Source organism: Mycoplana rhizolycopersici (assembly GCF_013378445.1).
In the GTDB taxonomy this organism is placed as follows: domain Bacteria; phylum Pseudomonadota; class Alphaproteobacteria; order Rhizobiales; family Rhizobiaceae; genus Mycoplana; species Mycoplana rhizolycopersici.
The window spans coordinates 78,944-93,149 of sequence record NZ_JABXYK010000008.1; the positions used below are offsets into that span (position 1 = coordinate 78,944).

Genomic DNA, 14,206 nt, shown 5'->3' on the forward strand with positions numbered 1-14,206 from the left:
CACCTGGCGGCAAACCCGTCAGAAACTTTCCTTCAGCCACTGCCCCATCCGGGCGATCCGGCCGTTTCCTCCTGCAAGCGACGCAAGCATGCCGCCCTGCGTCGAATGCGTTTCCAGCTCCGCCACCTGCGGATAGATCATCAGGCCGACCGCCGTGGAAAACGCCGCACCCTTGGCCGCGGCAGGTAGGCCCGAGACGCCGAGCGGCCGCCCGACGCGAACGTTGCGCGCGAGGATCCGGCGCGCGGCTTCCGGCAGTCCCGTGAGCTGGCTGGCACCACCGGTCAGCACGATTCGCTTTCCGACGATCGGCGAGAAGCCGGAGCGCTGGATCCGGTCGCGGATCAGCTCCAGCGTTTCCTCGATGCGGGCGCAGACGATGCGCGAAAGCAGCGCGCGCGGCACGTGGGTCGGCTGGTCGCGATCGTCTTCGCCGATCGGCGGGACGGCGACGATGTCGCTTTCGTCGGATGCGTTCGGCAGCGCCGAGCCATGCACGACCTTGAGACGCTCTGCATCCTCGATCCGGGTGGAGAGGCCGCGGGCGATGTCGGTGGTGACGTGATGGCCGCCGAGCGCGACCGCGTCGGCATGAACGAGCTTGCCTTCGGCAAAGACGGAGATCGCCGTGGTGCCGCCGCCCATGTCGATGCAGGCGCAGCCGAGTTCCACTTCATCGTCGACAAGCGCCGACAGGCCGCTGGCATAGGGTGTCGCGACCATGCCCTCGACCGAGAGATGGGCACGGTTGACGCACAGCTCGAGGTTCTTCAGCGCCGTGCGCTCGGCCGTCAGCACATGCATGTCGACACCGAGGACATCACCGTACATCGACAGCGGGTCGCGGATGCCCCGCTCGCCGTCCAGCGAGTAACCGGTCGGAAGCGAATGCAGGATCGCCCGGTCCTGGCGGATCGAGCGCTGCCCGGCGGCGGCCAGCACCTTGCGAAGGTCGGCCGCTTCAACTTCCTGGCCGCCGAGATCGATCGTGCCGGTATAGATGTCGCTCTGCAGCCGGCCGGCGGAGACGTTGACAATCAGGCTGTCGATCGTCAGCCCCGCCATGCGTTCGGCCGCGTCAACCGCCAGCCGCACGACGCTTTCGGCCGCGTCGAGGTCGGCGATCACGCCGTTCTTGACGCCGCGGGAGCGATGATGGCCGATGCCGATGATCTCGATCGAGTGCGTGCGACCCGGAAGGATTTCGCTTTCCGGACGCGGCGTCAGTTTGCCGATCATGCAGACGACCTTGGTCGAGCCGATGTCGAGCACCGAAACGACATGAGACCGCTTCGAATTGAGCGGCTTCAAACGAGGCAGACCGAAATGGGAGGAGCCGAAGATACTCATGAGCGATCGGTTACCTTCTTGAGTTCCTTTTTGCGCTGATCGAGGACGACCTTGCGGCGCTCCAGCGCGCCCTCGGTCAGGCGAATCGTCGTGCGATCTTCGAGCCTGAGGTCGACGGCTGCGATATCGCGCTCGAGGACCCCCTGCTCCGCCTGCAGCCGGAAGAGCTGCTCCATCGCACGCGGCACGTTCATTTCCGGCAGCATGACGATCACGCCGTTGTCGAGGCGCAGATCCCAGCGGCGGCCGGCAACCCGGACATAGGCCCTGACGCGCGTCTTGATCTCCGGCCAGTTGTCGAACTGCTTTTCGAAATCGGCAGCCGCGGCCTCCGCATCCCGACCGACGAATAGCGGCAATGCCGAGAACTTGTTGTCGCGCAGCGGCGCGATCACGCTGCCGTTCTTCTCGATGAGCGACAGATCGTTGCCGTGCTGCCAGATCGCAAACGCGGTGCGTTCCTTCAGCGCAATCTCGATGGTGCCGGGATAGACCTTGCGAACCGAAACCTGCTCGACCCAGGGCAGCTTTGCGAGCTTCTGTCGCGCCTCCTCGATATCGAGGGCAACGAGCGAGGTCGTGCCGTCGAGGCCAAGCTGCTCGAGGATGTCGATCTCGGACGTCTCGCGGGCGCCGGAAACCTGGACGTCGTCGATGGCAAATCCCGCCGCCGTCGTGGTCGACTGGGCGAAATCCTGCGTATGGCCGCCGATCGACATGCCGTAGAAGCCGGTAGCGGCCAGGAACGATACGGCAGCAACCGTGCCGGCGTGGCGCGGAATAGCCACGCGGCCAACGGCGAGACTGACGGCAAAACGCACGATGCGGCGCAGCGGGCGCGGCAGCACCCGACCGGATTCAGCCTCGACCAGACCTGCAGCGTCCGACTGACGTACCCTGCTTCTTTTTTTGCCGGTCAACGCAAACAAGACGCGTCCTCCACCATCCAACTCAAGAATTCGCCAAAGGAATGGCCGGCGTGATCGGCCATCTCGGGCACCAGGGACGTCGGAGTCATGCCGGGCTGCGTATTGATTTCCAGCCACACGATCTCGCCATTTTCGGAGAAGCGGTCATCATATCGAAAGTCCGATCTGCTGACGCCGCGGCACCCGATCGCCTGATGCGCCTTGAGTGCGAGTGTTTGTATTTTTTGGTAAATATTTGGTGAAATTTGCGCAGGAAGAACGTGGCGCGAGCCACCTTTAACGTATTTTGCATCATAATCGTAAAAACCGTGCCCCTGCGGCACCACTTCAGTCACCCCGAGAGCGACATCCCCCATCACGCCGCAGGTGAGTTCGCGGCCATAGACGTAGCGCTCCACCATGACCTGATCGCCGTAGCGCCACTCGTCGGACGTGATCACCTGCGGGGGATGCGGCTGATCTTCCTTCACGATCACCACGCCGAAGCTGGACCCCTCACGAACCGGCTTGACGACATAGGGCGGCTTCATCGGATGGCTCGACGTGATGTCGAAACGGTTCATCAGTCGCGCCTCCGCAACCGGTATCCCCGCGGCCTTGGCGACAATCTTCGCCTGCGCCTTGTCCATGGCGAGCGCCGAGGCGAGAACGCCGGAATGGGTATAGGGGATCTGCAGATATTCCAGAATGCCCTGGATCTTCCCGTCCTCGCCGAACGGGCCATGAAGCGCGTTGAAGGCGGCGTCCGGCTTAAGCTCCGAAAGCACGGTGGCGACGTCGTAGCCGACATCGACACGGGTCACGCGGTATCCACGAGCCTCGAGCGCATCCGCACAGGCATTGCCCGACGAAAGGCTGACAGGCCTTTCGGAGGAAAACCCACCCATCAGCACCGCGACATGCTTGCTCATCTAGACCCCCGGACTCTCATACACAGTGGCTGGAGTCGCTTGCGCGGGCCTGACGCAAACCTGCGCAGCGACTCGAATTGCCGCTCTGGTGTCACTACAACGACATTATGGTTAATGAACCGTTTACTTTCGTTAACCGGATGGAGCGAACGGGTTAACGCGGGCATGCCGAATCAAGACGCTCATCCGATTCCTGCCTTGGAATCAGAGAGTTGGCCGGAATGCAAGTTTTGCGGATGAAGCATGAAACGAAACATCCCGCTCCGGCAGGCCGAAGCGGGATGTTCCATTGGTTCGTAAGCGCAGGACTACCCGCACCCGTTTTCGAGGCCGCGCGGGGAACTCAGTCGTCCTCGCCGACCGCCTTCCATGCGAGCGCGCCTAGCGCCCCGCCGATGATCGGCGCGAGCCAGAACAGCCAGAGCTGCGCGATCGCCCAATCCCCCACGATCAGCGCCACGCCGGTGGAACGCGCCGGATTGACGGAGGTGTTGGTCACCGGGATGGAGACCAGATGGATGAGCGTCAGCGCCAGCCCGATGGTGATCGGAGCGAAACCGACCGGAACACGCCCATGTGTTGCGCCGAGGATGATGAAGATGAACATGAACGTCATCACCACCTCGATCAGGAAGGCCGAAGTGACGGAATAGCCGCCCGGCGAATGTGCGCCGTAGCCGTTGGATGCAAAGCCGCCGAGTTCGAAGCCGGGCTTGCCGGTGGCGATGAAATAGAGCACCAGCGCGGCGACTATCGCGCCCGCCACCTGCGCGATGATATATTGCACCAGACTGGAGGCAGGGAACTTGCCGGCAACCGTCAGGCCGACGGAAACGGCAGGATTGAAATGGCCGCCTGATATGCCCCCGACGGCATAGGCCATCGTCAACACGGTCAGACCGAAAGCAAGAGATACGCCCAGCAGGCCTATCCCGACATCAGGGAACGCAGCGGCGAGGACGGCGCTGCCGCAACCACCAAAAACAAGCCAGAAAGTACCAAGAAATTCAGCAGAAAGTCTCTTGAGCATATAGATTCCCCCGCCTGCGGCAGCCCTGCACATCGTAGGAGCAAACCGCTGTTGAAGCTATGCAAACGCCCTTCCTGAAACATACCCCCCGGTCCGGCCTCTGCATTTCGCGAAAACCGCCGCTTAGGAATCACGCGGAAATCGATTCCGGTCAAGGTTCAGAGCGAGAGAGTTCAAGTCGCAGGTCGCGTCGATCAGGTGCGCTAAGCGTGAATGCCCATCGCACTGCGGATCGCTTCCGCAGTCGGATCGTTGTTGAAGCGGACCACCCGCCCCACATTCGCAATTTCCCGCTCATGCACAACCCGGTCGCGACCTGCCACCTTGGCGAGATAAAGTGCCCGGTCGGCATGGGAAAAGATCTCATCGAAGCTTCGTCCGGGCAGCCAGTCCGCAATGCCGGCGGATATCGTGACGGAGACGGAGGCTTCACCCGCAGCAATCGGTCTGTCGCCGACGGCCTGGCGCAGCGCCTCGACGAAACCCATTGTTTCCTCGGGCGACAGCCCGCAGACGAGCACCGCAAACTCCTCGCCGCCAATGCGCGAAACGATATGCCCGCCGCCGGACCGATCTTCGAGCTGTGCGGCAATCGCAACGATGACATCGTCGCCGGCTGCATGCCCCAGGCTGTCGTTGATCGACTTGAAGCGATCGACATCGAGAATGACCAGGGCGACGGGCGAAACGGCCGTCTCGCATGCCTTGAGAAACGCGCGGCGGTTGAGGAGGCCCGACAGCGAGTCGGTCTTGCTCAACCGCTCGAACTCGGCATGCGAAACCGACAGCTCGTAGACCGCAAGCCCGACGACATAGTAGGCGGTGAAAGCAACCGTCAGCGCGACGAACGGCGTCAGCACCGTCGCGATGACGAGCGCATCGAAAAGATCGTAAGGCAGCAGTCCGGCCGCAGACAAGAAAAGATGCGCCGACACGTTCATGCCATAGGCCAGAACGGTGATGCGCAACGCCATCGCGGCGGAACGGCGCGCGACCTGCCCGCGCGAGGAAAACTCCCCGAGCGACAGCTGCCGGTTCACCCACGATTTCACCCGTTCGCTCATCTCAGCCTCCAGATGGCGGGCGCACGTTAGTTGCCTGTCGTTAATAATTTGGGCGGTTTAGCGCATGAATTCTTGCACGCATAAATCGAAACAATTGCAGGGTCCGGTTGAAAATGTCGCGACACATTGCCGAATGTCGTAAAAATTATCTTGGTGTGTCCGCTTGCGCACTTTTGTTGTTTCGCAATTCAGCCGCATGCCTTAAAGCACGCCGGAACGCCCATCCCAAGAGGGCGTCGTAACATCCACAACAAGGCAAGAGTACAATGAGTGACACTTCATCGACGGTGTCACCGACCGCTACGCATTCGACTACCTCCGCCATCAATTCCCCGGCGCGTGTCCTTTTTGCAAGCCTGGTCGGTACGACCATCGAATTCTTTGATTTCTACGTATACGCCACCGCCGCCGTGCTGGTCTTCCCGACGCTGTTCTTCCCGAACAACGATCCGACCACGGCGCTGCTCGCCTCCTTCGCGACCTTCTCGATTGCCTTCTTCGCCCGTCCGCTCGGCGCAATCGTGTTCGGCCACTATGGCGACCGCATCGGCAGAAAGACGACGCTCGTGGCAGCTCTCCTGACCATGGGCATTTCCACCGTCGTCATCGGCCTGCTGCCGTCCTATGAAACCATCGGCGTGCTCGCACCGCTGCTTCTGGCGCTGTGCCGGTTCGGCCAGGGCTTCGGTCTCGGCGGCGAATGGGGCGGCGCGGTGTTGCTCGCCACGGAAAATGCCCCTCCGGGCAAGCGCAGCTGGTATGGCATGTTCCCGCAACTCGGCGCCCCCGTCGGCCTGTTCCTGTCTTCCGGCGTATTCTGGGTCCTGCTTCATTTCATGTCGCAGGAATCGCTGCTCGCCTGGGGATGGCGCGTGCCGTTCATCGCCTCGATCGCGCTGATCGCCGTCGGCCTCTGGGTTCGCCTGTCGATCACCGAGACCCCGGCGTTCCAGAAGGCCATCGACAAGAAGGAACGCGTGGAAGTTCCCGTCGTGGAGCTCTTCCGCAACCACAAGCGCAGCCTGGTGCTCGGCACCTTCGTGGCGCTCGCGACCTTCGTGCTGTTCTACATCGGCTCGGCCTATCTGCTTTCCTACAACGTCAAGGTGCTGCAGATTCCCTTCGTCGAGGCACTGGAAATCCAGCTTCTCGGTTCGGTGCTCTTCGGTATCTTCATCCCGATCGCCGGTAAGCTGGCCGAAAAGCTCGGCCGCCGCGAAGTCCTGATCGCGACCACCGTCCTGATCGGCATCTTCTCGTTCTTCCTGCCTGGCCTGATGACGAGTGGCGAAAGCGGCATCTTTGTCTTCGTGATCGTCGGCATGGCGCTGATGGGCATGACCTACGGCCTCATCGGCACGGCGCTGGCGGCCCCCTTCCCTACGAAGGTGCGCTACACGGGATCGTCGATCACGTTCAACTTCGCCGGCATTTTCGGCGCATCGCTTGCGCCCTACATTGCGACCTATCTGCAGGCCAACTACGGCATGACCTATGTCGGCTACTACCTCGGCATCGCCGCCGTGATCACACTCGCCTGCATCCTGCTTTCGGGCAAGGAAGAGGTCTGACCCTCTTCGCCTCCTGCAACGAGAAACGCCGCGGCATTGCCGCGGCGTTTTCTTTTGCGATCAAGTCAGAGACAACTCAGGCCGTGGCGCGGCCGAGGAATTCCTTGATCTCGTAGCCGGGCATGAAATTGCCGACGCGCTTGATCTCCCATTGCAGCATGACACCGGAATGTTCCAGCACGCGGCTGCGAACCGTCTCGCCGAGATATTCCAACTCGTAGCCCGTCGCCTGCCCTGTGTTGATCATGAAGTTGCAGTGCATGGGCGACATCTGCGCCCCGCCGATCATCAGCCCGCGGCAGCCGGCCTCGTCGATCAGCTTCCAGGCCGAATGCCCGTCCGGATTCTTGAACGTGGAGCCGCCGGTCTTCTCGCGGATCGGCTGCACCGTTTCGCGGTGCTGGCGCACGGCGTCCATCTTTTCGCGAATTTCGCCCCTGTCGCCGGCATGCCCCTGGAAGACGGCGTGGGTGAAGATCAGCCCGTTCGGCGCCTTCGAGTGGCGGTAGCTATAGCCCATGTCGGCGTTCGAAAGCACATAGGTATTGCCCTTGCGATCGACCGCATGCACCTCGGCGACAAGGTCCTTCGTCTCGCCGCCATTCGCGCCGGCATTCATGCGCAGCGCGCCGCCGATCGAGCCGGGGATACCGTAGTAAAACTCGAAGCCGGCGATGCTGTTGTCGAGCGCCATCGCGGCGATGTTCTTGTCCGGGCAGATCGCGCCGGCCTTGATCCTGTTGTCGCCCATCAGTTCGAGATCGCCGAACCCCTTGGCGGACAGGCGCACGACGACGCCGCGGATGCCCCCGTCACGCACGAGCAGGTTCGAACCGACGCCGACGACCATGACCGGAACCTCTTCCGGCACGAGCTTCAGGAAGGTCACCAGATCATCCGTGTCGTGCGGCTGGAACATCAGTTCCGCCAGCCCGCCGGCACGGAACCAGGTGACGCGGTCCATCGGCGCATCCGGCGTCAGCCTGCCGCGCACTTCCTTGATGCCGTCGCCCAGAGACGCCAGCAATTTCCCGCCATCCACCTGCTTCATGCCGTCTTTCCTGAAATGCCGTCCAATTCGTTCGGCAGCGCCGCCGCCCAATAGGTGATGCTGCCTGCCCCCAAGAGAACCACAAAGTCGCCCGGATTAGCAATGGCGCCAATGGTGGAGGCGAGCTTCTCCGGCCCTTCCAGGAACCGGGCATCGCGATGACCACCCGACTTGATCCGAGAAACCAGCGTTTCTGCGGAAATCCCCTCGATCGGTTCTTCTCCCGCGGCATAAATCGGCGCGATCAAAATCGTGTCAGCGTCGTTGAAGCAGCCGGCAAATTCCTCGAACAGGCTGTGCACGCGCGTGTAGCGATGCGGCTGATGCACGGCGATGATTCGCCCCTGGCATGCCTCGCGAGCGGCACGCAGCACCGCCTTGATCTCGACTGGATGGTGGCCGTAGTCGTCGTAGACGCTCACCCCGTTCCAGGTGCCCGTCAGCGTGAAGCGCCGCTTCACCCCGCCGAAGGAAGCGAGGCCGCGGGCGATGTCCTCGGGCGACATGCCGAGCCGTTGCGCCACGGCGATCGCAGCCGTCGCGTTCGACACATTGTGGCGGCCGGGCATCGGCAGGCGCAGCCCCTTAAGCTCGATCACCTGGCCGGTGCGGCGCCTGCGGATCTCCACGTCGAAGACCGAGGTCGCGCCGTCCATGCGCACATTGCCGAAGCGGACGTCGGCCTGCGGGTTCTCGCCGTAGGTGATGACCTTCCGGTCCTCGATACGGCTGACCATGGCCTGGACTTCCGGATGGTCGAGGCACATCACCCCGAAGCCGTAGAAGGGAACGTTCTCGACAAACTGGCGGAAGGCGGCACGAACCGCGTCGAAACTTCCGTAGTGGTCCAGGTGCTCTGGGTCGATGTTCGTCACGACGGCGACGTCGGCGGGAAGCTTCAGGAAGGTTCCGTCAGACTCGTCCGCCTCCACCACCATCCATTCGCCCTCGCCCATGCGGGCGTTCGTGCCGTAGGCGTTGATGATGCCGCCGTTGATCACGGTCGGATCCAGGCCGCCGGCATCGAGCAAGGCTGCGACCATGGATGTGGTCGTCGTCTTGCCGTGGGTGCCGCCAATGGCGATCGCGTTGCGGAAACGCATCAGCTCCGCCAGCATCTCCGCGCGGCGCACGACCGGCAGAAGCTTCTCGCGGGCGGCGATCAGTTCCGGATTGTTCTTCTTGATAGCGGTCGAGACGACGACGACTTCGGCATCGCCAAGGTTCTCCGCCTTGTGGCCGACGAAGACCTCGATGCCCTTGTCGCGCAGCCTCTGCACGTTGGCGCTATCGGACTGGTCGGAGCCCTGGACGCGATGGCCGAGATTGTGCAGCACCTCGGCGATGCCGCTCATGCCGATCCCGCCGATCCCGATGAAATGAACGAGCCCTATGCTCTTCGGCATCTTCATGGCCGTTCTCCCTTGAATTCTTCGATCGTCTTGCCGCTCGCAATAGCCTCTACCATCCCCGCGAGCAAGCGCGCGGCGTCCGGCTTTCCTGCCTTTCGGGCGCTGGACGCCATCTCCGCCAGCCGATCGGGGTTCTTCATCGCTTCCGCGATGATGGTCGAGAGTTTCTCCGGGGAAAGCTCGGACTGCGCGATCACCTTTGCGCCGCCGGTGGCGGCAAGGGCTGCGGCATTGGCTGCCTGGTCGTGATCCAGCGCATAGGGATAGGGAACGAGAATGGCCGGACGGCCGATCACGGAGATCTCCGAGACCGTCGAAGCTCCCGAGCGGCAGACGACGAGATGCGCCTTGGCAAGACGATCGGCCATGTCGGTGAAGAACGGCGACACCTCGGCAGCTATCCCGAGCTTGCCGTAGATCGCCTCCACCCCTTCCCTGTCTTCCGGACGCGCCTGCTGGGTCAGGTGCAGGCGGGCACGCTTGCCTTCGTGCAGGCGGCAGATCGCCTGCGGAACGGCATTGGAGAAGAATTGTGCTCCCTGGCTGCCGCCGAACACGACGAGCCGGAACTCGCCGCCCGCCTCGGGGGGGGCATAAGGCACGGTTGCGGCGGCGATGACGGCGGGCCGCACAGGATTTCCGGTCACCACCGTCTTTGCAGCATAGGGGCCTTGCCCCTCCGGCAGAAAGCCGCCGGCGATCGCCTGCACGCGGGCGGCAAGCGCCTTGTTGGCGCGCCCCATCACCGCGTTCTGCTCGTGGATCATCGACGGAATGCCCATGCCGGTTGCAGCAAGGAGCGGCGGCAGCGTCGGATAGCCGCCGAAGCCGACGACCGCACTCGGGTGAAGCCGCGACATCAGCCGCCGGGCAGCGCGAAGCCCCTTCCAAAGCGTCCAGAGCGACGAGGCAACCTTGACCGGGTTTTTCGAACCTATCGTCGCCGATGGCACGACGTGAATTTCGTCTGCCGGGAACTTGCCGGCGAAGCGCTCCGCCCGGCTGTCGGTCACGAGATGCACGGACCAGCCGTTCGCCTTGAGCTCGTGCGCAAGGGCTTCGGCCGGAAACAGATGGCCGCCGGTACCCCCGGCGGCGAGAAGGATGATGCCTTTTGCCATTCCGTTACTCCGCAGGCGCGACCATGCCCGAACGGAACAGGCTGCGCTCGGTGGCGCGCTTTTCCGGCCGGTGTCGGGTCAGTGCCAGGATGAAGCCGGCCGTGACGCAGATCGCCGTCATCGACGAACCGCCGTAGGAGATCAGCGGCAGCGTCATGCCCTTCGCCGGCAGCAGTTCAAGGTTCACGCCGACATTGATCATCGACTGGGTGCCGATCAGGAGTACCAGTCCGGCGACGGCGAATCGGGTGAAGTCGTTGCGTTCCTTGAAAGCGTGGTTCAACCCGCGCAGGACGACGAATGCGAACACCGCCACGATGATCATGCAGAAGATGATGCCGAATTCCTCCGCCGCGACGGAGAAGATGAAGTCGGTGTGGCTGTCGGGGATGATGCGCTTCACCACGCCCTCGCCCGGCCCCTTGCCGAACCAGTCACCGCGGATGATCGCCTCCCGTGCGGTATCGACCTGGAACGTGTCGCCCTCGCCGGTGAGGAAGCGGTCCACACGGCCGGCCACGTGGTCGAACATGTAGTAGGCGACGGCGAATCCGCCGAGCGCCACGCTGCCGAGCAGGATGATCCAGATCCAGGGCATGCCGGCCATGAAGAACATCCCGCCCCAGACGGCGGTGACGAGGATCGTCTGGCCAAGGTCGGGCTGGGCGACCAGCAGTGCCGCCACGATGCCGTAGAGCAGGATGGCGAAAAGGTTGCCGGGGATTTCCGGCTGCCGGGCATGTTCGGAGAAGAGCCAGGCGCAGATCACGACGAAGGCGGGCTTCATGAACTCCGACGGCTGGATCGACAGGCTGCCGATCGAGAGCCAGCGCCGCGCACCCTTGACCTCGATGCCGAAGAACAGCGCCAGCACCATGGCGGCCAGCGACAAGATCAGCAGGATAGCCGCCGTTCGCCGCACTTGCCGGGGAGACAGGAACGAGATCGCCACCATCGTCGCGATCGCCGGCACCAGGAACAAGGCATGGCGCTTGACGAAGTGGAAGCTGTCGAGGTTCAGGCGCTCGGCCACCGCGGGGCTTGCCGCAAACGACAGCATGAAGCCGATCCCCATCAGGAGGATGAAGGCGGCGAGAAAGAACCTGTCTATTGTCCAGAACCAGTCGGCTACCGGACCACGCTCGGCACGACTAACCATGGCACATCCCCCTAACCGTTGGTCTCTATCAGCATGGTCACGCCCGGAAGCGCTGCTACATGGCCGACGAAGGCATCACCTCTGACCTCGAAGTTCTTGTACTGATCGAAGCTTGCGCAAGCCGGGGAGAGCAGAACGGCGACCGGACCGGCTCCGTCCCTCTCCGCATCCGAAGCGGCATGCCCCACGGCCCGCTCCAGCGTGCCGGAAATTTCGTAAGGTACGCTCGCGCCGAGGGTGGCGGCGAACGCCGCGGCGGCCTCGCCGATCAGATAGGCCTTGGCGATCTTCGGAAAGAAGCCGCTAAGGCTGGCGATCCCGCCCTCCTTCGGAAGTCCGCCCGCGATCCAGTAGATACGCTCGTAGCTCGAAAGCGCAGGCGCGGCCGCCTCCGCATTGGTCGCCTTGCTGTCGTTGACGAAGACGACCTGGTTTTTGCGGCCGACCGGCTGCATGCGATGCTTGAGGCCGGGAAACGACGTTAGCCCCGCGCGGATATGCTCCTCGCTGACGCCGACCGCCAGGCACGCCGCAATCGCGGCTGCCGCGTTCTGGGCGTTGTGGCTGCCACGCAGGGTCTGGATCGGCGACAGATCGACCAGTTCGCGGGTACCGCCGCCGTGCGCAAGGCGAATATGCGTACCCTCGGCATAAAGCCCTTCCGCGACAGGCTGGCGGCGTGAAATGCGCACGACCTTCGTGCCGGCGCGTTCGACCCGATCGGCGATCATGGTGGTGAAGCTGTCGTCGACGGCGACGATTGCCGTGTCGCTGCCGGCGACCAGGCGTTCCTTGATGTCGGCGTAGTGCTGCATCGTCCCGTGCCGGTCGAGATGGTCCGGCGTCAGGTTCAGCAGGATACCGGCGGTCGGATCGATCGTCGGGGCCAGGTCGATCTGGTAGGAGGAGCACTCGACCACGTAGAAGCGGCCCGCCTTCGGCGGATCGAGCGTCAGCACGGCCGTGCCGATATTGCCGCCCAGTTGAGTATCCAGGCCGCTCGCCTTGAGGATATGCGCGATCAGTGCCGTCGTGGTCGACTTGCCGTTGGTGCCGGTAATCGCGATGAAGGGGCAATCGGGCGCATGCGCGCGCCGCTCGCGGACGAACAGCTCGACGTCGCCGATGATCTCGACGCCGGCCGCGCGCGCCAGATCGACGCTCCAGTGCGGCTTGGGATGGGTCAGCGGCACGCCGGGCGACAGAACGAAGGCCGCAATGCCGCTCCAGTCGAGCTTGCGAAGATCCCCCGTGACGATGCCAGCCGACGCGGCCTTGGCTACACTATCGGGATTGTCGTCCCAGGCTATGACCTTCGCGCCGCCCTCCACGAGCGCCTGTGCCGTCGCAAGGCCGGAGCCTCCGAGACCGAAGAGCGCAACGTTTCTGTCCTTGAGCGTCGTGACCGGGATCATCGGATCACCGCAGTTTCAGGGTCGAGAGACCGACGAGCGCGAGGATGACCGCGATGATCCAGAAGCGGATCACCACCTGGCTCTCCGTCCAGCCCTTCTTCTCGAAGTGATGGTGGATCGGCGCCATCAGGAAGACGCGCTTGCCGGTCAGCTTGAACGAGCCGACCTGGATGATGACGGACAGCGTTTCCATCACGAACAGGCCGCCGATGATGGCCATGACGATCTCATGCTTGGTGGCGACGGCGACCGTGCCGATCAGGCCGCCAAGCGCCAGCGAACCGGTATCGCCCATGAAGATTGCGGCCGGCGGCGCGTTGAACCAGAGGAAGCCGAGGCCGGCACCAATCACCGCACCGAGGATGACGGCCAGTTCACCCGTACCGGGGATGAAATGGATCTGCAGGTAGTTTGCAAAGACGGCATTGCCGGCGAGGTAGGCGATCACACCGAACGATGCGGCCGAAATCATGACCGGGACCGTGGCAAGCCCGTCGAGGCCGTCCGTCAGGTTCACGGCATTGCCCGCCGCGACGATGACGAATCCGCCGAAGAAGACGAAGAACAGCCCGAGATTGAGCAGAAGGTCCTTGGCGAACGGGAACGCGACCGACGAGCCGAGCGTCGATCCATCAGGGCCGGCGGCGATGGCGGCCCGCATCATGAAGTAGGTCGCAATACCGGCGATAATGAATTCCAGCCCGAGCCGCGCCTTTCCGGAAAAGCCCTTGTCGGTCTGCTTCGTCACCTTCAGGTAGTCGTCGTAGAAACCGATGGCGCCGAAGCCGAGGGTCACGAGCAGCGTCGCCACGACGTAGATGTTCGAAAGATCCGCCCACAGAAGCGAGCTGCCGACGATGCCGGCGAGAATCATGATCCCGCCCATGGTCGGCGTGCCGGCTTTCTTGAAATGCGTCTGCGGCCCGTCCGCGCGGATCGGCTGGCCCTTGCCCTGGCGCACGCGCAGGGATGCGATGATGGCCGGCCCGAACAGGAAGACGATGGCCGCGGAAGTAAACAGCGCTGCGCCCGTGCGGAACGTGATGTAGCGAAAGAGGTTGAAGATCTGGATTTCTTTCGCCAGTTCGACAAGCCAAAGCAGCATTCTGGAATTATCCCCAAAGGTTCTGCAGGGGCGCAGCCGGACGAATACCGCCCATCGCAACGTCCCCGCACAAGTGTCGAAATTGGAA

General features: G+C 63.3%; 12 protein-coding genes. 1 reads left to right on the top strand and 11 read right to left on the bottom strand.

Annotated features, from left to right (window positions below):
• Positions 1-18: 18 nt before the first annotated feature.
• The 5 genes from ftsA to HV823_RS14455 all read right to left on the bottom strand — a co-directional run bounded on the left by ftsA (position 19) and on the right by HV823_RS14455 (position 5,284).
• A complete protein-coding gene (ftsA, locus tag HV823_RS14435) occupies positions 19-1,350 on the bottom strand; it encodes a cell division protein FtsA (RefSeq protein ID WP_176950430.1) in 1,332 nt (443 codons plus the stop codon).
• The gene (locus HV823_RS14440) at positions 1,347-2,279 is read right to left on the bottom strand and encodes a cell division protein FtsQ/DivIB (RefSeq protein ID WP_176950431.1); all 933 of its coding nucleotides are present in this window, start codon (positions 2,277-2,279) and stop codon (positions 1,347-1,349) included. Before HV823_RS14440 ends, ftsA begins: the two co-directional genes overlap by 4 nt.
• Positions 2,267-3,190: a D-alanine--D-alanine ligase gene (locus HV823_RS14445; protein ID WP_176950432.1), complete on the bottom strand. Its 924-nt coding sequence runs from the start codon at positions 3,188-3,190 to the stop codon at positions 2,267-2,269. Before HV823_RS14445 ends, HV823_RS14440 begins: the two co-directional genes overlap by 13 nt.
• A 343-nt stretch (positions 3,191-3,533) precedes the next feature.
• Positions 3,534-4,220, bottom strand: coding sequence for an aquaporin Z (gene aqpZ / locus HV823_RS14450; protein WP_176950433.1), 687 nt, complete (start codon positions 4,218-4,220; stop codon positions 3,534-3,536).
• 203 nt (positions 4,221-4,423) lie between these two features.
• On the bottom strand, positions 4,424-5,284 hold the full coding sequence (locus HV823_RS14455; RefSeq protein WP_176950434.1) for a GGDEF domain-containing protein: 861 nt from the start codon (positions 5,282-5,284) through the stop codon (positions 4,424-4,426).
• A gap of 266 nt (positions 5,285-5,550) precedes the next feature.
• On the opposite strand from HV823_RS14455, the gene HV823_RS14460 reads away from it, so the two are divergent.
• A complete protein-coding gene (locus HV823_RS14460) occupies positions 5,551-6,855 on the top strand; it encodes an MFS transporter (protein WP_176950435.1) in 1,305 nt (434 codons plus the stop codon).
• Between the two features lie 76 nt (positions 6,856-6,931).
• Here the strand turns inward: HV823_RS14460 and murB are convergent, their stop codons facing one another.
• The 6 genes from murB to mraY are packed head-to-tail and all read right to left on the bottom strand — an operon-like array spanning position 6,932 to position 14,118.
• Positions 6,932-7,906 (bottom strand): UDP-N-acetylmuramate dehydrogenase, encoded by a 975-nt coding sequence (gene murB, locus HV823_RS14465; protein ID WP_176950436.1) that lies wholly within the window; start codon positions 7,904-7,906, stop codon positions 6,932-6,934.
• Positions 7,903-9,318, bottom strand: a complete 1,416-nt coding sequence (murC, locus tag HV823_RS14470; RefSeq protein ID WP_176950437.1) for a UDP-N-acetylmuramate--L-alanine ligase — start codon at positions 9,316-9,318, stop codon at positions 7,903-7,905. Before murC ends, murB begins: the two co-directional genes overlap by 4 nt.
• Positions 9,315-10,439: an undecaprenyldiphospho-muramoylpentapeptide beta-N-acetylglucosaminyltransferase gene (gene murG / locus HV823_RS14475; protein WP_176950438.1), complete on the bottom strand. Its 1,125-nt coding sequence runs from the start codon at positions 10,437-10,439 to the stop codon at positions 9,315-9,317. The genes murC and murG overlap by 4 nt, the downstream gene beginning before the upstream one ends.
• A gap of 4 nt (positions 10,440-10,443) precedes the next feature.
• Positions 10,444-11,598 (bottom strand): putative lipid II flippase FtsW, encoded by a 1,155-nt coding sequence (ftsW, locus tag HV823_RS14480; RefSeq protein WP_176950439.1) that lies wholly within the window; start codon positions 11,596-11,598, stop codon positions 10,444-10,446.
• An 11-nt stretch (positions 11,599-11,609) separates the two neighbouring features.
• The gene (gene murD / locus HV823_RS14485; protein WP_176950440.1) at positions 11,610-13,013 is read right to left on the bottom strand and encodes a UDP-N-acetylmuramoyl-L-alanine--D-glutamate ligase; all 1,404 of its coding nucleotides are present in this window, start codon (positions 13,011-13,013) and stop codon (positions 11,610-11,612) included.
• A 4-nt stretch (positions 13,014-13,017) separates the two neighbouring features.
• Complete coding sequence (gene mraY / locus HV823_RS14490) at positions 13,018-14,118, bottom strand: phospho-N-acetylmuramoyl-pentapeptide-transferase (protein WP_097139654.1); 1,101 nt, start codon at positions 14,116-14,118, stop codon at positions 13,018-13,020.
• Positions 14,119-14,206 lie beyond the last annotated feature (88 nt).